Below are 21,366 nucleotides of genomic sequence, written 5' to 3'. Positions count from 1 at the left end.
GATGGGATCCGCCCCCTACCCCTCAAGGGGGACATCCGGTGAAGAATCCACTTCCAGAGGATGAGCAGACGGCTACGGGAGGTCTGGCAGACTTCTCGTCCATGGGGGAACCGACCGAGATCCAGCAAGGCGACGCCGGGCGCGCCGACGCGGCCCACGGTGACGGTTCCGGAGCGGCGGCGGCCACCCCGGCCCGCCGGCCCGAAGGAGCCACCCGTGTCGCCCAGTCCCGCTCCGCCGCGCTGCGCGGTCGCATCCGCGACCAGCGCCGCTCCCCCGCCCGCCCGCGGATCTGGTTCGAGCTCGCGCTGATCGGCGTCAGCTACTGGCTCTACTCGCTGGTCCGCAACGCGGTCCCCGAGCAGGAGTCGATAGCCCAGAAGCACGCGCGCTGGATCTGGGACCTGGAGCAGAGCCTCGGCATCGCCGTCGAGCGCTCGATCAACCACGCGATGGACGGCGTCGGCTGGCTCATCACCGGGATGAACTACTACTACGCGACGCTGCACTTCATCATCACGATCGGCGTCCTGGTCTGGCTCTACCGCAGCCACCCCGGCCGCTACGTCGCCGCCCGTACGGTGCTGTTCGTCACCACCCTGATCGCCCTGGTCGGCTTCTACGCCTTCCCGCTGGCCCCGCCCCGGCTGATGACCGACGGCGGCTTCATCGACACCGTGCAGACCCACCACACCTGGGGCTCGTTCGCCTCCGGGCCGGCCGCGCACGTCTCCAACATGTACGCCGCGATGCCCTCGATGCACATCGGCTGGTCGATGTGGTGCGGGCTGGCGATCTTCTTCCTGGCCCGCCGCGCCTGGGTCCGGGCGCTCGGTCTGATGTACCCGGCCGCCACCCTGCTGGTCATCGTCTCGACCGCCAACCACTTCTGGATGGACGCCGTCGGCGGCGAGATCTGCCTGGCGCTGGGCTTCCTGGCCGCCCGCTGGCTCTACCACGAGTGGGTCTACAGGCTGCCGCAGGTCCCCGCCCGGGGCGCGGCCGAGACGCCGATCACCGTGCCGGAGCAGTGGAGCGAGCCGGCGGTCAGCACCGCACGCCGCTAGGCCTGCCGCACACGACGAAGGGGCCCCTCCGGGAGGGGCCCCTTCCGCGTTGCCGCGGCCGTCAGCCGGAGCCGTAGAACAGCCGGTCCACCACCGCCCGGGCCCGCCGGGTGGTCCGCCGGTAGTCGTCCACCAGCTCCCCGCTGTGCCCGGCGCCGTACCCGAGGTAGCGGGCCACCCCGGCCAGTTCCCGGGCCTCCCCGGGGAAGCTGTCGCCAGGCCGGCCGCGCACCAGCATCACCGCCGAGCGCACCCGGGAGGCCAGCACCCAGGCGGCGTCCAACACCTCGGCGTCCGCCGCCGACACCAGCCCGGCGTCGGCGGCCGCCGCCAGCGCCGCCCTGGTCCGGGTGGTGCGCAGCGCGGGCAGCTCGTGGCCGTGCCGGAGCTGGAGCAGCTGCACCGTCCACTCGACGTCCGCCAGCCCGCCCCGGCCGATCTTGGTGTGGGTGGTCGGGTCGGCGCCGCGCGGCAGCCGCTCGGCCTCGATCCGGGCCTTGATCCGGCGGATCTCCAGCAGGTCCCGCTCCGGCACGCCGACGCCCGGGTAGCGCAGCGGGTCGATCAGCTGCCGGAACCGCGCGCCCAGGTCCTCGTCCCCCGCCACCGGCTCGGCCCGCAGCAGCGCCTGGCTCTCCCAGGCGTGCGACCAGCGCCGGTAGTACGCCGCGTACGAGGCCAGCGAGCGCACCAGCGGGCCGCTGCGCCCCTCCGGCCGCAGGTCGGCGTCGACCAGCAGCGGCGGCTCGGTGGAGGGCGCGGCCAGCAGGGTGCGCAGTTCGTTGCAGACGGCCTGGGCGGCGCGGGCGGCGTCCTCCTCCAGCGAGCCGAGCAGCGGCTCGTGGACGAAGAGCACGTCGGCGTCCGAGCCGTAGCCCAGCTCCCGGCCGCCGAAGCGGCCCATCGCGATCACCGCGATCCGGGTCGGCAGGTCCCCGTTCGCGGCCTCCCAGCCGGCCACGCAGGCGCTCAGCGCGCCCTGCAGGGTGGCCGCGTTGAGGGCGGTCAGCGCCTCCCCGGCGGCGTCCAGCGCCTCGGCCGGGTCGTCGGCGAGGCGGCCGAGCACGTCCGCGGCGGCGGTGCGGAACAGCTCCCGGCGGCGCACCGAACGGGCGGCCGCCACCGCGGCGGCGGCGGACCCGGCCCGGCCGACCGCGGCCAGTATCTCCGCCTGCAGGGCCGCCCGGCCGCGCGGCTGCAGGCCCTGCGGGTCGCCCAGCATGGCCACCGCCTCGGGGGCGCGCAGCAGCAGGTCGGGGGCGAGCCGGCCGGCCGACAGCACCCGGGCCAGCTGCTCGGCGGCGGCGGACTCGTCCCGCAGCAGCCGCAGGTACCAGGGGGTGCGGCCGAGCGCGTCGGAGACCTGGCGGAAGTTGAGCAGCCCGGCGTCCGGGTCGGCCGAGTCGGCGAACCAGCCGAGCAGCACCGGCAGCAGGGTGCGCTGGATCGCGGCCTTGCGGCTCACCCCGGAGGCGAGCGCGCTGAGGTGGCGCAGGGCGGCCGCCGGGTCGGCGTAGCCGAGCGCCTCCAGCCGGGCCCGGGCCGCGTCCGGCCTCAACCCGGCCGCGCCGGTGGGCAGTTCGGCGACGGCGTCGAGCAGCGGCCGGTAGAACAGCTTCTCGTGCAGCCGCCGCACCTCGACGGCGTGCCGCTTCCACTCGCGCTGCAGCGCGGCCACCGGGTCGGAGCGGGTGTCGTCGTTGATCAGCGGGGCGAGCGAGCGGGCGAGCCGGCGCTGGTCCTCGTCGGCGGTGGGCATCAGGTGGGTGCGGCGCAGCCGGTACAGCTGGATCCGGTGCTCCAGCGAGCGCAGGAAGCGGTAGGCGCGGTCCAGCGAGGCGGCATCCGCCCGGCCGACGTACCCGCCGCGGGAGAGCGCGGCCAGCGCCTCCAGGGTGTTGCCGCTGCGCAGCGCCGGGTCGGTGCGGCCGTGCACCAGCTGGAGCAGCTGGACGGAGAACTCGACGTCGCGCAGCCCGCCGGGGCCGAGCTTGAGCTGGCGGTCCAGTTCGGTGGCCGGGATGGAGTCGACCACCCGGCGGCGCATCTGCTGCACGTCGGCGACGAAGTTGTCGCGGGCGGCGGCCTGCCACACCATCGGGGCCAGCGCCTCGACGTAGGCGGCGCCGAGCTCGGCGTCCCCGGCGACCGGGCGGGCCTTCAGCAGCGCCTGGAACTCCCAGGTCTTGGCCCACCGCTGGTAGTAGGCGAGGTGGCTGGCCAGGGTGCGCACCAGCGGGCCGTTGCGGCCCTCCGGGCGCAGGTTGGCGTCCACCGGCCAGATGGTGCCCTCGCCGGTGGTGTCCGCGCAGAGCCGGGTCAGGGCCGCGGCCAGCCGGGTGGCGGCCTTGATCGCCTGGTGCTCGTCGACGCCCTCGCGCGGCTCGGCGACGAAGACGACGTCCACGTCGGAGACGTAGTTGAGTTCGCGGCCGCCGCACTTGCCCATGCCGATCACGGCGAGCCGGCAGGCCGCGGCGGCCTCCCGGTCCTGCGCGGCGGCGAGGTCCAGGGCGGTCTGCAGGGTGGCGCCGGCCAGGTCGGCGAGTTCGGCGGCGGTCTGGGCGAGGTCGGTGGTGCCGGTGAGGTCGCGGGCGGCGATCGCCAGCAGGCAGCGGCGGTAGGCGATCCGCAGCGCGTCCGCCGGGGTGTGCCCGTCGCGCTCGACGCCTTCGGCGAGGGCGCGGCGGAAGTCCTCGGGGCCGGGGTGCATGTCGCGCAGCTCGAAGGTGACCAGCACGTGCCAGTCGTGCGGGTGCCGGGCGAGGTGGTCGCCGAGGGCGGCGGAGACGCCGAGCACGCCGAGCAGCCGGTCGCGCAGCGGCTTGGCGGTGGTGAGGGTGTCGCGCAGGGTGTGCCGGTCGGCCTCGTCGGCGGCCTCCAGCAGCCGGGCCAGGCCGAGCAGCGCGAGGTCCGGGTCGGCGGTGGCGCCGAGCGCGTCCAGCAGCACCGGGTCGTCGGCCAGGCCCTCCAGGCCCGGGCCCTCCAGCAGCCGTACGGCCTGCGCCGGGTCGGTGAACCCGCGCCTGACCAGCCGCATCTCCGGCCGGCTCACCCGGCCTCCGGCCCGCTGCTCCTCCACCGTCATCGCTCTCCCGGCACTCCCAGTGGCCCGCGCCGTCACGCGGGCCCTGGACCTACCATCCCAGGCGCCGGTCCCCCCGCGCCACGGGGTCGTGGCGCGGGTGCCGTCACGGCGTCAGACCCGCTCCGGCATCCGGTTCACCAGGTGCCAGAGCAACGCCGACACCAGGACCGAACCGGTCGCGGCGGCCCCCGTCAGGAGCAGGGACTCCTGGTCGAGCAGCCGGCCCGAGAGCACTCCGAGCAGGCCCGCCCCGGCGCCCGTGACGGTGAGGACGAGTCGTCGCCGTTCCGACATCCGGGTGATGACGACCCGGCGTCCCTGACGGCCGGTCCAGGAGGTCAGATGCTTGCCCAGCACCCATTCCCGGAACATCACCCAGAGAGAGACGACGGTCCCCATGGTGCCCACGACGAGATACGCCGGATAGTTGGCCAGCGTCCGCCGGACACCGATTTGCAGGGCGGCCGTCCCGAAAGTCAGCACCACCATCATCAGGAACCACACGCCCATCCACCGGAAAGCGTCGAAATGGGTGAACCTGGTGGCCAGCTGATAAAGCAGGGACAGATATCCGGACGCCATCAGGGCACTGTCCACGAGCATCGCGCCGAATACCCTGGTGAATCCCCAGCTGCGGAAGAACAGGCCGCGGTGCTTGTACAGCGCCTGCGCCCAGCCGGCCGCCCACCGATGGGTCTGCGCCCAGTAGACGGACCAGCTGCCCGGGTCGCGCACGCATACGTACGCACCCGGCACGAAGCCCGCCTTCCGCCCCGCGCGATTCATCTTGAGCGCCAGTTCGACGTCCTCGCAGAGGCCGTCGGTGGACCAGCCGCCGACCGCCCGGACCGCCTCCGTGCGGTACACGCCCGCGCAGCCGGACAGCACGGCGACCCAGCCGTGCCAGGACTCCACCGTCCGGGACATCCGGTGGGCCGCGGCCCACTCGATCACCCGCGAGCGCTGGAACACGCCCTTCACGCTGTGCGGTGTCACGGACATGCAGACACCGCCGTAGTCCTTGGCGCGCATCCGCTCCAGGCAGATCTCCAGCGCCTGGGCGGAGGCGAAGTAGCCGTCCGCGTCGAGCAGGGCCACGAACTCGGTGGTCACCTCCGCGAGCGCGAGGTTGAGCGACTCCGCCTTGCTGCTGCGCTCGACCTCCAGCACCTCGGCGCCGCACTGCCGGGCGATCGCCGCCGTGTCGTCGGTACAGGAGTCCGCGATGACCAGCACGGTGCGCGGTCCCACCGTCTGCTCGAAAGCGGACTTCACCGCATCCGCGATGAAGTCCGCCTCGTTGTGGGCCGGGATCAGCACGGTCAGCGATTCGGTCACCGCCGGGCGAACCACTTCACGGCCGCACCGATCGCGGCGGCGGCGCCGCCGGTCGCCAACAGCGCCAGGGAAGCGACGCCGGTGTGCGCTAGTCCGTACATGATGACTCCTGTCTGGCCGCCGACATTTTGTTCGGTTAATTCGTGCAGAATTCGAAGGAATTCACGAGCGCGATCCACCGGAATAAACTCGCACGATTTCTATCACGAACCGGACCGGTCGACGCCATTAACACACCATTCCGGGAACACGCGAGGCGGCGGTCCGACGGGAATTCACCCGGACGGCCCTGCCTGCTGCGCGGACCGGCCGGCCGGCGTGGATCCTGGGCGGCATGGCAATCCGACTACTGCTGGCGATAGTGGTGACGGTCGTCACGACACTGACCGCCTTCCCCGCCGGGGCCGCACGCATCGCTGCGCAGACGCGGGCCTCCTCCGCGCTGCTGGAACGATTCGGCACGCTGAGCCTGGGGCCGGGCCAGCGGTGGGGCTGGCAGAGCGCCGCGTACGCCAACTGCACGGAGAATCCCCACAGCTGGAAACTCGACCGGCTGACCACCGATGCGCTGAGCACGGACAGCGGACACCTGACCGTCACCGCCACCCACCGTCAGGACGGCGCCTGGAACACCGGCCTGCTGACCACCGGCGACTCCTGCGACTCGGGCGGCAGCGGCACGCAGGTTCGCACCGGCGACCTGGTGGTGGTGCACGCGCGGATGCCCGCGGCGGGCACCGGCGCCTGGCCCTGCCTGTGGACCTGGCGGGACGGCGGCGACGAGCTCGACCTGTTCGAGTGGTACGCCGACCACCCGGACCGGATCGAGTTCGTCAACCACGTGCGTCCCAACAGCACCGTCTACTCCGGCCCGGAGATCGGCGCCGAACGCTGGGTGTACGTGGCGGTCAGGCTCGGTGCCGACAACGACACCTGGTACGTCGGGCCGTCCCGGGACGAACTGACCGCGGTCTGGTCCGACGGAACCGGCGTCGGGCCGGACTTCTCCGCCTACCTGATCCTCAACCTCTCGATCGGCGACGGGACCTTCCACGACCCGCCGTCCCGCACGGACCCGGTCACCATGGAGGTCGACCTGCTGAGCATCGAGCGCCCCTGAGACCGGCGACGGACCCGACCGTACGGTCCGAAACGGGCCGCCGCTCAGCGCAGTTCCACCGGCGGCACCCGTCCGGGCGCCATCGCTTCCTCCCGGACCAGGCTCCCCCAGACCACCAGCCGATAGAGCGAGGTGTAGACCGGGGTGCAGGTCGTCAGGGTGATGTAGCGCCCCGGGGAGTGGTACGGCGAGCCGACGGGGACAGGCGCGATCACGCCCGCGTTGTCCGGGGAGGTCTCCGGCAGCACCCCGTCGACCCGGTAGACGTACCAGCGGTCCCTGGTCTCGACCACCAGGGCGTCACCCGGGCCGACCCGGTCCAGGTCGTGGAACTTCGCTCCGTGGCCGTCCCGGTGCGCTGCCAGGGCGAAGTTCCCGTCGCCCGCCCACGGCGGCACCGAGCGGTACGGCGCGGTGTACACCCCGGCCACGCCCGCCGACAGGGTCTCCTCGTCGGTGCCGAGCCTGATCAGCACCGCGTAGTCCCGGCCCAGTGCCGGCACGTGCAGGAATCCGAGATCCCCCTGGTCCGGTGGCGCCGACTCGGCCGAGGGGGTCGGCGCCCCCGGTGTCGCGGCGGCCGCCGGCGCGGCGACCGCCCAGTCGCCGCGCAGCCGGGCCTCGGCACCGCCCGCCTCCCGGTTCGCCGCCAGGTCGGTCCACCAGACCGCGTACACGACGAACAGCACCAGGACGACGCCCAGGGTCAGCAGCAGATCTCCCGCCACCTGTCCCACCGCACGCACCGCCGCACCGACGTTCCGCCGCTTCGCCACCCCGGTCCTCCTTCGCCCGTCGGCCCGACTGCCGCGGCCACTCCAGCGGCCCTGCCCGGGTCGCCGCAAGGCGACACACGCGTCGGCGACGGGTCTGGCCCGTTCGTGGTAATCCGAAGGGGCCGGAGCACGCGAGGGCCCGCCCGGCGACAGGTCGTCGGGCGGGCCCTCGGTGGTCGTCCGCTCAGAGCACCTGGAGGTTCTTCCGCAGCTCGAACGGCGTCACCTCGGAGCGGTACTCCTCCCACTCCTGACGCTTGTTCCGGAGGAAGAAGTCGAAGACGTGCTCGCCCAGCGTCTCGGCGACCAGCTCGCTGCGCTGCATCAGGTCGATCGCCTCGCCCAGGTTCTGCGGCATCGGCTGGATGCCGAGGGCGCGGCGCTCGGAGTCGGTCAGCGCCCACACGTCGTCGTCGGCGCCCGGCGGGAGCTCGTAGCCCTCCTCGATGCCCTTCAGGCCGGCCGCGAGGGTGACGGCGTAGGCCAGGTACGGGTTGCACCCGGTGTCCAGCGAGCGGACCTCGATCCGGGTGGAGCCCTGCTTGCCCGGCTTGTACATCGGCACCCGGATGAGCGCCGAGCGGTTGTTGTGGCCCCAGCAGATGTACGACGGCGCCTCGCCGCCGGCACCGGCGGTGCGCTGCGAGCCGCCCCAGATGCGCTTGTACGAGTTCACCCACTGGTTGGTGACGGCGGCCGTCTCGGCGGCGTGCTTCAGCAGGCCGGCGATGAAGGATCTGCCGACCTTCGACAGCTGGTACTCGGCGCCGGACTCGTGGAAGGCGTTGCGGTCGCCCTCGAACAGCGAGACGTGGGTGTGCATGCCGCTGCCGGGGTGCTCGGAGAACGGCTTGGGCATGAAGCTCGCGTGCACGCCCTGCTCCAGCGCGACCTCCTTCATGACCAGACGGAACGTCATGATGTTGTCCGCGGTGGACAGCGCGTCCGCGTAGCGCAGGTCGATCTCCTGCTGGCCGGGCGCGCCCTCGTGGTGCGAGAACTCCACCGAGATGCCCATCGACTCCAGCATCGTGATCGCCTGGCGGCGGAAGTCGTGGCCCACCCCGCGCGGGGTGTGGTCGAAGTAGCCGGACTGGTCGGCGGGGATCGGCGGGGTGCCGTCGCCCGGCAGGTTCTTCAGCAGGAAGAACTCGATCTCCGGGTGGGTGTAGAAGGTGAAGCCCTGGTCGGAGGCCTTCTCCAGGGTGCGCTTGAGCACGAACCGGGGGTCGGCGTAGGAGGGCGAGCCGTCCGGCATCAGGATGTCGCAGAACATCCGCGCCGTCCCCGGGGTCTCCGAGCGCCACGGCAGGATCTGGAACGTGGTCGGGTCCGGCTTGGCGATCATGTCCGACTCGTACACCCGGGCGAAGCCCTCGATCGCCGACCCGTCGAAGCCGATGCCCTCCTCGAAGGCCTGCTCCAGCTCGGCCGGCGCCACCGCCACCGACTTCAGATAGCCGAGCACGTCGGTGAACCACAGCCGGACGAACCGGATGTCACGCTCTTCGAGCGTCCGAAGCACGAACTGCTGCTGCTTGCCCATGGGGACAGTCTCACCTCTGCTCTTTACGCGCGTGTTACGCCCCGGAGGCCGCGGAGGGACCTCGTGGAGCGACTGCCCCCATCATGGCCGATCCCCGCCCGGCACGGCACCGCCGACCCCGGCCCCGACCGGGGCGCGGAGCCCGACAGCGCGCCCGGCACCGGCCCCCGCGCGGGACATCGCGTCAGTTAGACGATTACACTCGTGGCATGCCCAATCTCCGTCTCGCCCTGAGCCAGATCGACCCCTGGGTCGGTGACATCGCGCGCAACAGCGATGAGGTGGTGCGCTGGACCAAGCAGGCCGTGGAGGCCGGTGCGCAGCTGGTCGCGTTCCCCGAGATGGCCCTGACCGGGTACCCGGTCGAGGACCTCGCGCTGCGCCGTTCCTTCGTCGAGGCCTCCCGCGGCGCGCTGGTCGAGCTGGCGGGCCGGCTGGCCGACGACGGGCTGGGCGGGGTGCCGGTGGTGGTCGGCTACCTGGGGCGGTCCGAGCACGCCTCGCCGCGCTTCGGCCGGCCGGCCGGGTCGCCGCAGAACTGCGCGGCGGTGCTGTACGGCGGCGAGGTGGCGACCCGCTTCGCCAAGCACCACCTGCCCAACTACGGCGTGTTCGACGAGTACCGCTGGTTCGTCCCCGGCGACCAGCTGCCGGTGCTGCGGGTCGGCGGGGTGGACGTCGCGCTGGCGATCTGCGAGGACATCTGGCAGGACGGCGGCCGGGTGACGGCCGCCCGCGAGGCCGGGGCCGGGCTGCTGCTGGTGATCAACGGCTCGCCGTACGAGCGGAACAAGGACGACCAGCGGCTGGAGCTGGTCCGGCGACGCGCGGCCGAGGCCGGCTGCACCCTGGCGTACGTCAACATGGTCGGCGGCCAGGACGAGCTGGTCTTCGACGGCGACTCGATCGTGGTCGACGCGGACGGTGAAGTCCTCGCCCGCTCACCGCAGTTCGAGGAGCACCTGCTGGTCCTCGACCTCGACCTGCCGCACGCCGGAAGCGACCACACCGACGGGCTGCTGCTGAGCGACGGCCTGCACCTGGTCCGCACCGAGCTGGGCGACGAGCCGCGGCCGGCGCCCGCCGGAAAGCTGACCGCCGAGGTGGCACCGCGGCTCTCCGACGAGGCGGAGGTCTGGGCCGCGCTGGTCGCCGGCACCCGGGCGTACGTAGAGAAGAACGGCATGCGATCGGTGCTGATCGGCCTGTCCGGCGGCATCGACTCGGCGCTGGTGGCCTCGATCGCGGTGGACGCGATCGGCGCCGAGAACGTGCACTGCGTCTCGATGCCCAGCCGCTACTCCTCGCAGCACTCCCGGGACGACGCCGCCGAGCTGGCCCGCCGCACCGGGCTGCACTTCCGGACGGTCCCGATCGCCCCGATGTTCGACGCGTACATGGGCGCCACCGAACTGACCGGCCTGGCCGAGGAGAACCTGCAGTCCCGGCTGCGCGGCACCCTGCTGATGGCGATCTCCAACCAGGAGGGGCACCTCGTGCTCGCGCCGGGCAACAAGAGCGAGCTGGCGGTCGGCTACTCGACCCTGTACGGCGACTCGGTGGGCGCCTACGGCCCGATCAAGGACGTCTACAAGTCGCTGATCTTCCGGCTGGCCCACTGGCGCAACGAGGAGGCCGAGCGGCGCGGCGAGGTGCCGCCGATCCCGGAGAACACCATCAGCAAGCCGCCGTCCGCCGAGCTGCGGCCGGACCAGGTGGACACCGACTCGCTGCCCGACTACGACCTGCTGGACAGCGTGCTGGACCGCTACATCGAGGGCGACGAGGGTCGGGACGCGATCGTCGCGGCCGGCTTCGACCCGGCGGTGGTGGACCGGGTGGTCCGCCTGGTCGACACCGCCGAGTACAAGCGGCGCCAGTACCCGCCGGGCCCGAAGGTCTCGGTGAAGAACTTCGGCCGGGACCGCCGCCTGCCGATCACCAACCGCTGGCGGCGCGGCTAGCAGCCGCTAGCCCTGGTACCGGAAGGCGGCGGCCACCGGGAGGTGGTCGCTGCCGTCCCGGGGCAGGGTGCGGGAGTCGACCGGCTGGAGCCCGCCCTTGCTCATGATCTGGTCGATCCGGGCCATCGGGAACGACGACGGCCAGCTGAAGCCGAAGCCGTCCCCGGCGGCGCCCTGGGCCGAGCGCATCTGCGAGGTGACGGGCGCCAGGCTGCGGTCGTTCATCGTGCCGTTGAGGTCGCCGAGCAGCAGCACCTTCTTCAGCGGCTCGGCCTGGATCGCGTCGCCGAGGGCCTGCGCGCTGACGTCCCGCTGGTGGACGGTGAAGCCGCCCTCGGCCTTCAGCCGCACCGAGGGCAGGTGCGCGACGTACACCGCGAGCGGGCCCTGCGGGGTGGTCACCTGGGCCCGGAAGGCCCTGGTCCAGCCCATCCTGAGGTCCACCGGGGCCACCTCGCCGATCGGGTACTTCGACCAGAGGCCGACCGTCCCCTGCACCGCGTGGTACGGGTAGGCCGCGGCGAGCCCGGTCTCGTACGTGTGCAGCGCCCGGCCGGCCAGCTCCTGCAGGGCGACGATCTGCGCGCCGGAGTCCACCAGGCCGCGCACGGTGCCGGGCACGTCGGTGTTGTCGGCGGCGACGTTGTGGCTGACCACCGTCCAGTCCGCCTTCCCGCCGCTCTTGTCGGTGAGCAGGCCGCCGAACAGGTTGGCCCACAGCGCGGCGGGCAGCAGCAGGGCGATCAGCGCGGTGGCGGAGCGGCGCAGCAGCGCGGGCACCAGCAGCACCGGGACGGCCAGGCCCAGCCAGGGCAGGAAGGTCTCCAGCAGACTGCCGAGGTTGCCGACGCCGTTGGGCGCCTCGGCGTGGAAGGCCAGCAGCGCGCCGACGGCCACGGCCAGGGCGGCGACCACCAGGCCGCGCCGCCACGTACCGCTGCCGCGCCCGTCGCGCCCCCACTGCCGGAGCCCGAGGAAGCCGCCGGGACGGGCCGCCTGGGCCGGGGCGTCTTCGACGGCCCCGAGCCGTTCGGTCCTGTCCGCCTGCGTCATCCGTGACTCCCGTCGCTCGTGCCGTCCGCCGGTCCGCTCCCGGTCCGCGTGGTGCGCGGACGAAAAGCCGGATCGGTACCGGTTTGATCGGGTACCCGGCTCAGCCTATGCCGGGACAGACGTGGGGCCCGGCCGCTCGGGTTCCGGCGCGGCCCGTTCCGTGAGCTTGGCCACGCCGGGCGACGGGAGGACGGTCTAGGGTGCGAGGCCGTCGAGCAGCGAGTCGATCATCTTGCGGGCCAGGTCCGGGTCCTCCAGGTCGGAGTCGTCCCAGAGCATGCTGCGGTAGACGATCGGGCCCATCAGCAGGTCGCCGAGCAGTTCGACGTCGAGGTCGGCGCGGAGCACGCCCTCGTCGACGGCCCTGCGGATGACCTGCAGGGCCGCCTCGCGCCGGGGCTTGATCACCCGCTCGCGGTAGGCGAGGTGCAGCCCGGGCAGGCTCTGCATCTGGCCGAAGGCGGCCTTGAGGACCCAGGCGCTGCGCTTGGCGAGGCCGCGGCGGCGGGTGTAGTCGACGATCGAGATGAGGTCGTCGCGGGCGGTGCCGCCGGTCGGTTCGGGGATCTGGAGCTCCAGCCGGCCGACGACGTCGACCAGCAGGGCCTCCTTGTTGGGCCAGCGCCGGTAGATGGTGGCCTTGCCGACGCCGGCGGCGGTGGCGATGCCCTCGATGGTCAGCTCGGACATGGTGGTGCCGGCCGCCATCAGGTCCTCGACCGCGGTGAAGATGGCCTGCTCGGCGGCCTCGCTGCGCGGTCGGCCGCGGCGCGCGGCCGGGCAGGGCTGCCCGGTGGTGGCGGTCGGGTCGTCTGCTCCGGCGGCCGGGGTCTCCGTCTTCACCGCGTTGGTCTCCCTCGCTGTCCGGGGCGCGCGGGCGCCACTGTCGTCTCTGCCGTTCCGTCCGTGCCGGCCGTCCGCGGCCGGGTGGGGCCCGGCGCGGACCGAGGCCCCGCCGACCGGGCTGCGCCCGGCCGACAGGGCCATTGTCGCTCAGAGGTGTTTCGAACCGATTGCCCGTCAGGCGTCGGCGGTCTCGCGGGAGCGGTCGGGCTGCCCGGCGGGGGCCGGGCCGCCGGGGGCGGCGACGCGGCCCGGCAGCAGGAACCAGGCGACCAGCACGCCGACCACCGAGACGCCCACGGAGAGCCCGGCGACGACGTGCATGGCGTGGATGAAGGAGTCGTTGGCGGGGGCGATCAGGGCCTCGCCCTTGGCGCCCATCCGCCCGGCGACGGCCAGGGTGGCCTCCAGCGACTCGCCCGCCTTGTCGCGGTACTCGGCGGGCAGGTGCTGCAGCGTGTCGGACATGCCGTCGCGGTAGACGGTGGAGAGCACCGCGCCGAGCACGGCGACCCCGAGCGAGCCGCCGACCTGCCGGAAGGTGTTGTTGACGGCCGAGCCGGCGCCGGCCTTCTCGCGCGGCAGCGAGCCCATGATCGCGACGGTGACCGGCGGCATGACGTGCGCCATGCCGGCGCCCATGACCAGGCCGATCACGATCAGCACCCAGATCGGGCTGGTCGCGGTGATCACCACGTAGCCGACGAAGCCGAGGGCGACCAGGGCCATGCCGCCCGCGGCGGTGGCGGCGACGCCGAAGCGCTCGACCACCAGCCGGGCGCGCGGCGCGAACAGCAGCTGGGCGGCGGCCAGCGGCAGCATCAGCAGGCCGGCCTGCAGCGCGCTGTAGCCGCGGACGCTCTGGATGTAGAAGACGCCGAAGAAGGAGACGCCCATCAGCGCGAAGAAGATCACGCCGACGACCGCCACGGAGGCGCTGAAGACCCTGTTGCGGAACCAGGTGACGTCCAGCGCCGGGAACGCCGTCCGGCGCTCGAACCAGACGAAGGCGACCAGCGCGACCACGCCGACCAGGGTGGGCACCCAGGCCTCGGCGGCGGTGAAGTCGGCCAGCTCGCCGCCCTTGATGATGCCGTAGATCAGCGCGACCAGGCCGATGATCGACAGCAGCACGCCGACCGGGTCCATCCGGCCCGGGTTCGGGTCCTTGGACTCGGGGACGAGGACCACCATCGCGACCAGCGCGATGATCACGACCGGGACGTTGACCAGGAAGACCGAGCCCCACCAGAAGTGCTCGATCAGCAGGCCGCCGGTGATCGGGCCGATGGCGATGGCCAGGCCGACCGCGCCGGCCCAGATGCCGATCGCCTTGGGCTGCTCGGAGCGCTCGAAGACGTTCATGATGATGGCCAGCGTGGCGGGCATCGCGAGCGCGCCGCCGACGCCCATCAGGGCGCGGTAGCCGACGAGTTCACCGGGCGACGAGGCGAGCGCGGAGAGCAGCGAGGCGATGCCGAAGACCACCATGCCGGCCAGCAGCGCGCGCTTGCGGCCGAACCGGTCGCCGAGCAGGCCGGAGGTGAAGAGCAGCCCGGCGAACACCAGGGTGTACGAGTTGATCGCCCACTCCAGGTCGCTCTGGGTGGCGCCCAGGCCGACCGGGGCCGGGGTCGCGATGGTCTTCATCGCGACGTTGAGGATCGAGTTGTCGAGCACGATGACGAGCAGGGCGAGCAGCAGGCTGCCCAGGATCGCCCAGCGCCGGCGGTGGATGGCTTCCGGCACGCGAGGCGGCGCGGCTGCGGTGGTCATGGGTCTTCCCCGTCCGTGTTGGCGTTGCACTGGCGGGAAATTTTCGAGCCGCAGGCGTCTCGTATCCCCCCGCGCCAGAGTACCGCTCATTTCGATACGAGACGACTCCGTTTCGCAAAACGGGGGCAAAACCGGGAGTGACCGTCCGGTGTGGCGCGGATCGCACCTGCCCGCGCACGCCCCTCTTTGCGCGCACGCCGGGGCGTGCAAGCATGGAGGTGATCCGGGGACGCCGCACGGCGCCTCGAGACGACAACCCTTCAGGAGCCCGTTCGATGAACGCTTCTTCGCCTTCGCCTGCCCAGAACCAGGCGTCGACCGCCACCCTCTACGGTGGGGTGACCAACCGCCGCGTCACCGTCCGCGACCTCGCCGCCGCCAAGCAGCGCGGCGAGAAGTGGGCGATGCTGACCGCCTACGACGCCCTCACCGCCGGGGTGTTCGACGAGGCCGGCATCCCCGTCCTGCTGGTCGGCGACTCCGCCGGCAACTGCCACCTCGGCTACGAGACCACCGTGCCGGTGACCATGGATCAGATGGTGATGCTCTCCGCCGCCGTCGTCCGGGGCACCAAGCGCTCGATGATCGTCGCCGACCTGCCGTTCGGCTCCTACCAGGAGTCCCCCGCGCAGGCCATGCACAACGCGGCCCGGCTGATGAAGGACGCCGGGGTCGGCGCGGTCAAGCTGGAGGGCGGCGAGCGCAGCGCCCGCTCGATCGAGCTGCTGGTCGAGGCCGGCGTCCCGGTGATGGCCCACATCGGCCTCACCCCGCAGTCCGTGCACGCCCTCGGCGGCTACCCCGTCCAGGGCCGCGGCGACGAGGCCGCGCACCAGCTGCTGCGCGACGCCAAGGCCGTGCAGCAGGCCGGCGCCTTCGCCGTGGTGCTGGAGGCCGTCCCGGCCGAGCTGGCCGCCCAGGTCACCGAGCAGCTGGCGATCCCGACCGTGGGCATCGGCGGCGGGCCGGACACCGACGCCCAGGTGCTGGTCTGGACGGACATGGCCGGCATGACGGCGGGCCGGGTGCCCAAGTTCGTCAAGCAGTACGCCAACCTGCGCGCCGTGCTCGGCGACGCCGCCCGCGAGTACGCCGAGGACGTCCGCAGCGGCGCCTTCCCGGCGGCGGAGCACAGCTTCCACTGACGGTTCTCCGCACGGCCCTGTTCCCCCGGGAGCAGGGCCGCTGTCATGCCCGGGCAGGCCGTGACAGCGGGCTGACAGCGGCGCCGGGCCCGCGACAGGGGGGTGACAGGCGGGGCGGGCACCTTGGGGGCATGACAGGAATCGCCACCGCCCCGAACACGCGGGGAACAGCCGGCAACGCCGTCGAGGTGCAGGGCATCGTCAAGCACTTCGGCACCACCAAGGCCCTCGACGGGGTCGACCTCACCGTCCGCGAGGGCACCGTCCTCGCCCTGCTCGGCCCCAACGGCGCCGGCAAGACCACCCTCGTCCGGGTCCTCTCCACGCTGATCAAGCCGGACGCCGGCACCGCGTTCGTCGGCGGCTACGACGTCGTGCGCCAACCCAAGCAGCTGCGCCGCACCATCGGCCTGACCGGCCAGTACGCCTCCGTCGACGAACTGCTCTCCGGCTACGAGAACCTCTACCTGATCGGCCGGCTGCTCGACCTCCCCAAGCGCGAGGCCAGGGCCCGGGCCGTCGAGCTGCTGGAGCGCTTCTCGCTCACCGAGGCCGCCAAGCGCGCCGCCAAGACCTACTCCGGCGGCATGCGCCGCCGCCTCGACCTGGCCGCCAGCATGATCGGCCGCCCCCGGGTGCTCTACCTGGACGAGCCCACCACCGGCCTGGACCCGCGCACCCGCAACGAGGTGTGGGACGAGGTGCAGCGGATGGTCGCCGAGGGCAGCACCGTGCTGCTCACCACCCAGTACATGGAGGAGGCGGAGCAGCTCGCCGACGAGCTGACCGTCATCGACCGCGGCCGGGTCATCGCCAACGGCGGCATCGCCGAGCTGAAGGCCAAGGTCGGCGGCCAGACCCTGCAGGTCCGCCCGGCCCACCCGGCCGAGCTGCCCGAGATGGCCCGCTGCCTGCACGAGCACGGCGTCACCACCGCGACCTACTCGGCCGACACCGGCCTGCTCGCGGTGCCCATCGCCGACGAGACGCAGCTGACCGCCGTCATCGGGGTGCTCGGCGGGCGCGGCTTCGCGATCGCCGGGATCGACACCAAGGTGCCCAGCCTGGACGAGGTCTTCCTCGCCATCACCGGCAAGCCCGCCACCGCTGCCGCCGCCCAGCACGCCCAGCCCGTCGAGGAGACCGTCGCATGACCACCGCCACGCTCACCCGCACCCCCGCGGCCGTCCGGACGGAGGACCCCCGGATCGGCCTGCGCGACCACCTGCGCCACATCGGTGCGCTGACCAGGCGCAACCTGATGCGGATCAAGGAGGACCCGGAGTCGATGTTCGACGCCGTGCTGATGCCGATCGTCTTCACGGTGCTGTTCGTCTACGTCTTCGGTGGCGCCATGTTCGCCGGGGACCAGGACAAGTACAAGCAGTTCATGATCCCCGGCCTGCTCGGGCAGACCGGCATCACGCTGGCGCTGGCCGTCGGCACCGGGCTCAACAGCGACTTCCAGACCGGGGTGATGGACCGCTTCCGCACCCTGCCGATCGGCCGGGCCTCCGTCCTGCTCGCCAAGATCACGGCCGAGACCCTGCGGGCGCTGCTCTCCTCCGCGATCCTGCTGACCTTCGCCTTCATCCTCGGCTTCGAGCTGAAGACCGGCGTGCCGGAGCTACTGGCCGCGGTCGGCCTGTCGCTGGTGTTCGGCATGTCGATCGTCTGGATCTCGATGTTGCTGGGCATGTCGATGAAGAGCGCCCAGGCCGTGCAGGGCGTCTCCATGCTGGTCCTGATGCCGATGCAGTTCGGCAGCTCGATCTTCGCGCCGACCGACACCATGCCGGGCTGGCTGCAGGCCTTCACCAAGGTCAACCCGCTGTCCCAACTGGCCGACGCCTCGCGCTCGTTGCTCAACGGCGAGGGGCCGCTGGCCCACCCGGTGATGATCGTGCTGATCTGGTCCGCCGCCGCGACCGCGATCTTCGCCCCGCTCGCGGTGGCCCGCTTCCGCAAGCGGGTGTGACCCCCGGCGGACCGGCCGGCCGTCCGCGGGGGTGACGGCCGGCGCGCAGGACGGCGGGCGGCCCGGGACAGGCCGCCCGCGCGGAGAAAGGGAGGGCCGGACGGCGACCTGGGGACGGGCGCCGGCCGGCCCTCCCGCGCACCCGCGTCCGTCAGCCGAGCAGTTCCCTCAGCAACTCGTGGGTCTGGCCCTGCGTCATCCCGTCGCCCGCCGCCCGGGCCGCCTCGTACGCCTCCGCGCCCAGCAGGTCGCGCAGCACGGCGACCGACCTGTCCTCCTCCGCCTGCTCCAGATAGCCGCCCTTGGGCCCGTTGAGCCCACTGCGCGCGCCGATCAGCCGCGCCGCCAGCCGGGCCCGGTCCAGGTCCCCGTCGCGCTGGGCGAAGCCGACCAGCGCCCCGACCACGGCCGGCACCACCATGACCGTCATCTGCTCGGCGAAGCCGGAGGCGGTCTGCATCGACCTGAGCATCCGCCAGCCCTCGCCGATCATCGCGAACCCGGTGTCCGGATCACCGGACCGGGCGATGATCCAGCCCCGGGAGGCGCTCAGCAGCCCGGCGGTCACGCTCGGGGCGAACCAGCCGACCCTGGTCCCGTCCAACACGTCCAGCTCCGCCAACGCCTTGGCGAACTCGCCGCGTTGGGCGTGGATGCCGCTGAGCGTCAGGTGGCCGAGCAGGACCGCCCCGGTGGCCGCCTGATCGGTGGGCGGACCATCGAAACCGGCCAGCGCCTCCCGGATCATCCGCTCGCCGGCCGCCAGGTCCCGCGCCAGCATGGTGCCCGCCAGGCTCACCCGCAGGACCGGCACCTCCTGCGGCGCCCCCAGCCGCTCGGCCAGCTCGATCGCGCGCCGGTACGCCCGGCCCGCGCCCTCGTCGTCCCCCCGGTTGGCCAGCGCCTCGCCCTGGGCCGCGAGGGCCTGGGAGAGCCCCCAGAGGTTGCCCTCCCGTTCGAAGATCTCCAGCGAGCGCTCGACGTCCCGGATGCTCTGCTCCTGCCCGCCCGGCCAGTCGTTCAGCGCCTTGGCCCGCACCTGCAGGATGAACGCCAGGTCGTTCGGCTCACCGTGGACCTCGCAGCCGCGCACGGTGTCGTCCAGCAGATCCTTCATCAGTTCCAGGCGGCCGGCCAGGAAGGCCCCGAACACCCGCATCAGCGCGGGGAACCGGTAGGACTGCGGCAGCTCCGGGCTGTAGACGTCGAGCAGGCGGTTCGCGACGGCGACCGCCTCCGGGTCGCCGAGCACCTCCAGGTTGCCCTCGAACAGCCCGAGCAGCCGGTACAGCACCAGCAGCCGGCGGGCCTCCTCGACCACCCCCTCGGGCATCGGCAGGCCGTACGCGGCGACGCTGCGCTCCAGCGGCACCGGCGGCGGCGTGCCCGGGGCGAACGGGTCCGGGCCGAGGGCGTCGACCGACCGGTACCAGGCCGAGGCCTCCTGGTTGTAGCCGCGCAGCGACCAGTACCAGGCCATGCAGAGGACGAGGGTCAGCGCCTGCTGCTCGTCCGCGCGGTCGATCGCGCGGCGCAGCGCGGCCCGGATGTTGTCCAGCTCACGGTCCACCACGGTGAGCCAGTGCAGTTGCTCCGGGCCGTGGAAGCCCTCGGCGGCGTCCGCGACGACGGCCCGGAAGTGCGCCAGGTGGCGGGCCTCGGCGGCGGCGCGCTCGGCGGCGGACTCGGCCAGCCGCTCGGTCGCGTACTCGTGGATGGTCTCCAGCATCCGGTAGCGCGGCAGGGCGGCGGCTTCCAGGTCGGCCACCAGCAGCGACTTGTCGACCAGGGAGAGCAGCAGGTCGGCGACCTGTTCCGGGGCGACCTCGGCGCCGTCCGCGCAGACCGCCTCGGCGTCCTCCAGCTGCCAGCCGCCGGTGAACACCGAGAGCCGGCGCAGCACGGCGCGTTCCTGGTCGCCCAGCAGCTCCCAGCTCCAGTCGACCACCGCGCGCAGGGTCTGCTGGCGCGGCAGCAGGGTGCGGCTGCCGGCGGTGAGCAGCGCGAAGCGGCCGTCCAGGCGGTCGGCGATCTGGCGGGCCGTCATCACCCGCAGCCGGGCGGCGGCCAGTTCGATGGCGAGCGGCAGGCCGTCGAGGCGGCGGCAGATCTCGGCGCAGGCCTGCGGGTCGCTCGCCGGGTCGAAGCCGGGACGGGCGGCGGCGGCGCGCTCGGCGAGCAGCCGCAGCGCGACCGGGTCGGGCAGCGGCTCGACCGGCAGCACCGTCTCACCGGGCACGCCGAGCGGCTCGCGGCTGGTGGCGAGCACGGTCAGCCCGGGGCACTCGGCGAGCAGCACGTCGACGAGGTCGGCGGCGGCCTGGATCAGGTGCTCGCAGTTGTCCAGGACGAGCAGCATCCGGCGGTGGCCGCAGTGCTCGACGAGGCGGCGCACCGGGTCCTCGACGCGCTTGTCGATCACCTCGGCGACCATGCTGCTGCTGGTGTGCAGCACCAGCTCGCGCAGGCCGAGCGCGGAGACCACGGCGGCGGGGACGGCCTCCGGGCTCTCCAGCGGGGCGAGTTCGGCGATCCACACGCCGCCCGGCCAGGCCCCGGTGGGCTGCTGGGCGCGGCCGGCCTCGACGGACAGGCTGGTCTTGCCGGAGCCGCCGGGGCCGGTCAGGGTGATCAGCCGGCGATCCGCCAGCAGGCCGTGCAGGGTGGCGAGATCGGCGTCGCGGCCGACGAAGCTGGTCAGCCGTCCGCGCAAGTTACCGACCGTGCGCGGCGGTTGCGGCGCGGGGGCCACGGGTGCGGCGGGCGCCGGCGGCGCGGGGGCCGTCGTGGAGGACAGCAACTCCGCGTGCAGCTCCTGGAGTCGGCGGCCCGGGTCGACGCCCAGCTGCTCGGCGAGGGCGCGCCGGGTGCGCTCGTAGTGGCGCAGCGCCTCGGCGGTACGGCCGCTGAGGTGCAGCGAGCGGACCATCAGCGCCTGCAGGGACTCGTCCAGCGGCTGCCGTTCGCACAGTTCGGCGAGTTCGGCGACCAGGTCGGCGGCCCGGCCGAGGCCGAGGTCGGCGGTGATCCGGTGCCGGCGGGCCTCCTCGCGCTGGGCCTCCAGCCGGGCGGCCGGGCCGGTGCGGTCGGGCAGGTCGGCGAGGGCGGGGCCGCGCCACAGGGCGAGGGCGGCGTGCAGCCGCTCGGCGGCGAGCGCGTGGTCGTCGGCGTCGAGGGCGCGGCGGCCCTCGCCGCTCAGGCGCTGGAAGTCGGCGAGGTCGCTCGCGGGGGCGGTCAGCCAGTACCCGGCCGGGCCGGAGCCGACCTCGTCCCGGCCGATGGTGCGGCGCAGCCGGCCGACCAGGGTCTGCAGGGCGGCCGAGGAGTCCTGGGGCGGTTCGTCGTCCCACACCTCGTCCGCCAGCAGGTCGGCCGGGACGGGCCGGCCCTGGCGCAGGGCCAGCGCGGTGAGCAGGGCCCGCAGCCGGGCGCCGCCCAGCGGCACCGGCGTGCCGTCGTCGCGGTGAGCGGTCGTCGTCCCGAGGATCCCGTAGTGCACCGGACCATTCTGGTCGATCGGCGGGCCCGCGAGCACACGATCACACCGGTCGGCTGCCGCGGCCCGGCCCGCGCCGGAACCCGGGCGGGGCCTCGGACGTTCACCCGGCACGGCTTGTCGGGCCACCGGCCCGCCCGGCATGATCGAGCCCGAAACCCTCTCCCCCGCCCCTC

At 73.3% G+C, this 21,366-nt stretch carries 14 protein-coding genes; 6 read left to right on the top strand and 8 right to left on the bottom strand.

Features of this window, described 5'->3' with window-relative positions; all coding sequences use genetic code 11:
* The first annotated feature begins 101 nt into the window (after positions 1–101).
* On the top strand, positions 102–1,067 hold the full coding sequence (locus tag ACPC54_RS00630) for a phosphatase PAP2 family protein (RefSeq protein WP_498959628.1): 966 nt from the start codon (positions 102–104) through the stop codon (positions 1,065–1,067).
* A 61-nt stretch (positions 1,068–1,128) separates the two neighbouring features.
* Here ACPC54_RS00630 and ACPC54_RS00625 read toward each other — a convergent pair whose 3' ends face one another.
* Together ACPC54_RS00625 and ACPC54_RS00620 are read right to left on the bottom strand one after the other, a co-directional pair.
* Positions 1,129–4,155, bottom strand: a complete 3,027-nt coding sequence (locus ACPC54_RS00625) for a bifunctional [glutamine synthetase] adenylyltransferase/[glutamine synthetase]-adenylyl-L-tyrosine phosphorylase (protein ID WP_498959626.1) — start codon at positions 4,153–4,155, stop codon at positions 1,129–1,131.
* Positions 4,156–4,266: 111 nt separating this feature from the next.
* Positions 4,267–5,493 carry a glycosyltransferase family 2 protein gene (locus ACPC54_RS00620; RefSeq protein WP_498959624.1) on the bottom strand — a complete coding sequence of 409 codons (1,227 nt, stop codon included), beginning with the start codon at positions 5,491–5,493 and terminating at the stop codon, positions 4,267–4,269.
* Positions 5,494–5,827: 334 nt separating this feature from the next.
* On the opposite strand from ACPC54_RS00620, the gene ACPC54_RS00615 reads away from it, so the two are divergent.
* The gene (locus tag ACPC54_RS00615; protein WP_498959622.1) at positions 5,828–6,613 is read left to right on the top strand and encodes a LamG domain-containing protein; all 786 of its coding nucleotides are present in this window, start codon (positions 5,828–5,830) and stop codon (positions 6,611–6,613) included.
* A gap of 44 nt (positions 6,614–6,657) precedes the next feature.
* Here ACPC54_RS00615 and ACPC54_RS00610 read toward each other — a convergent pair whose 3' ends face one another.
* Together ACPC54_RS00610 and glnA are read right to left on the bottom strand one after the other, a co-directional pair.
* Positions 6,658–7,389 carry a class E sortase gene (locus tag ACPC54_RS00610; RefSeq protein ID WP_498959620.1) on the bottom strand — a complete coding sequence of 244 codons (732 nt, stop codon included), beginning with the start codon at positions 7,387–7,389 and terminating at the stop codon, positions 6,658–6,660.
* A gap of 184 nt (positions 7,390–7,573) precedes the next feature.
* Positions 7,574–8,935 carry a gamma-glutamylpolyamine synthetase GlnA2 gene (glnA, locus tag ACPC54_RS00605; protein ID WP_045699350.1) on the bottom strand — a complete coding sequence of 454 codons (1,362 nt, stop codon included), beginning with the start codon at positions 8,933–8,935 and terminating at the stop codon, positions 7,574–7,576.
* A 209-nt stretch (positions 8,936–9,144) separates the two neighbouring features.
* Between glnA and ACPC54_RS00600 the strand changes: the two genes are divergently transcribed.
* On the top strand, positions 9,145–10,899 hold the full coding sequence (locus ACPC54_RS00600) for an NAD+ synthase (RefSeq protein ID WP_498959618.1): 1,755 nt from the start codon (positions 9,145–9,147) through the stop codon (positions 10,897–10,899).
* A gap of 6 nt (positions 10,900–10,905) precedes the next feature.
* On the opposite strand, the gene ACPC54_RS00595 is transcribed toward ACPC54_RS00600, so the two are convergent.
* The 3 genes from ACPC54_RS00595 to ACPC54_RS00585 all read right to left on the bottom strand — a co-directional run bounded on the left by ACPC54_RS00595 (position 10,906) and on the right by ACPC54_RS00585 (position 14,571).
* Complete coding sequence (locus tag ACPC54_RS00595; protein WP_498959616.1) at positions 10,906–11,952, bottom strand: endonuclease/exonuclease/phosphatase family protein; 1,047 nt, start codon at positions 11,950–11,952, stop codon at positions 10,906–10,908.
* Positions 11,953–12,147: 195 nt separating this feature from the next.
* Positions 12,148–12,795, bottom strand: a complete 648-nt coding sequence (locus ACPC54_RS00590) for a TetR/AcrR family transcriptional regulator (protein ID WP_498959614.1) — start codon at positions 12,793–12,795, stop codon at positions 12,148–12,150.
* 177 nt (positions 12,796–12,972) lie between these two features.
* A complete protein-coding gene (locus tag ACPC54_RS00585) occupies positions 12,973–14,571 on the bottom strand; it encodes an MFS transporter (RefSeq protein WP_498959612.1) in 1,599 nt (532 codons plus the stop codon).
* A 275-nt stretch (positions 14,572–14,846) separates the two neighbouring features.
* Between ACPC54_RS00585 and panB the strand changes: the two genes are divergently transcribed.
* The 3 genes from panB to ACPC54_RS00570 all read left to right on the top strand — a co-directional run bounded on the left by panB (position 14,847) and on the right by ACPC54_RS00570 (position 17,694).
* A complete protein-coding gene (gene panB / locus ACPC54_RS00580; protein ID WP_498959610.1) occupies positions 14,847–15,716 on the top strand; it encodes a 3-methyl-2-oxobutanoate hydroxymethyltransferase in 870 nt (289 codons plus the stop codon).
* Between the two features lie 131 nt (positions 15,717–15,847).
* On the top strand, positions 15,848–16,870 hold the full coding sequence (locus ACPC54_RS00575) for an ATP-binding cassette domain-containing protein (protein WP_498959608.1): 1,023 nt from the start codon (positions 15,848–15,850) through the stop codon (positions 16,868–16,870).
* Positions 16,867–17,694 (top strand): ABC transporter permease, encoded by an 828-nt coding sequence (locus ACPC54_RS00570; RefSeq protein WP_498959606.1) that lies wholly within the window; start codon positions 16,867–16,869, stop codon positions 17,692–17,694. The genes ACPC54_RS00575 and ACPC54_RS00570 overlap by 4 nt, the downstream gene beginning before the upstream one ends.
* 151 nt (positions 17,695–17,845) lie before the next feature.
* Here ACPC54_RS00570 and ACPC54_RS00565 read toward each other — a convergent pair whose 3' ends face one another.
* The gene (locus ACPC54_RS00565; protein WP_498959604.1) at positions 17,846–21,193 is read right to left on the bottom strand and encodes an ATP-binding protein; all 3,348 of its coding nucleotides are present in this window, start codon (positions 21,191–21,193) and stop codon (positions 17,846–17,848) included.
* Positions 21,194–21,366: the final 173 nt, after the last annotated feature.

Origin of the sequence: Kitasatospora sp. NPDC094028 (assembly GCF_049543595.1) — a bacterium.
Lineage (GTDB): Bacteria > Actinomycetota > Actinomycetes > Streptomycetales > Streptomycetaceae > Kitasatospora.
This window is presented reverse-complemented; position numbering and strand designations above follow the sequence as displayed.

What these genes read in the sequence shown, in the direction of transcription:
- ACPC54_RS00575 (WP_498959608.1), top strand. Translation starts at nt 15,848, where the DNA reads ATGACAGGAATCGCCACCGCCCCGAACACGCGGGGAACAGCCGGCAAC.
- ACPC54_RS00570 (WP_498959606.1), top strand. Translation starts at nt 16,867, where the DNA reads ATGACCACCGCCACGCTCACCCGCACCCCCGCGGCCGTCCGGACGGAG.
- ACPC54_RS00585 (WP_498959612.1), bottom strand. Translation starts at nt 14,571, where the DNA reads ATGACCACCGCAGCCGCGCCGCCTCGCGTGCCGGAAGCCATCCACCGC.
- ACPC54_RS00600 (WP_498959618.1), top strand. Translation starts at nt 9,145, where the DNA reads ATGCCCAATCTCCGTCTCGCCCTGAGCCAGATCGACCCCTGGGTCGGT.
- ACPC54_RS00615 (WP_498959622.1), top strand. Translation starts at nt 5,828, where the DNA reads ATGGCAATCCGACTACTGCTGGCGATAGTGGTGACGGTCGTCACGACA.
- glnA (WP_045699350.1), bottom strand. Translation starts at nt 8,935, where the DNA reads ATGGGCAAGCAGCAGCAGTTCGTGCTTCGGACGCTCGAAGAGCGTGAC.
- ACPC54_RS00630 (WP_498959628.1), top strand. Translation starts at nt 102, where the DNA reads ATGGGGGAACCGACCGAGATCCAGCAAGGCGACGCCGGGCGCGCCGAC.
- ACPC54_RS00625 (WP_498959626.1), bottom strand. Translation starts at nt 4,155, where the DNA reads ATGACGGTGGAGGAGCAGCGGGCCGGAGGCCGGGTGAGCCGGCCGGAG.
- ACPC54_RS00595 (WP_498959616.1), bottom strand. Translation starts at nt 11,952, where the DNA reads ATGACGCAGGCGGACAGGACCGAACGGCTCGGGGCCGTCGAAGACGCC.
- panB (WP_498959610.1), top strand. Translation starts at nt 14,847, where the DNA reads ATGAACGCTTCTTCGCCTTCGCCTGCCCAGAACCAGGCGTCGACCGCC.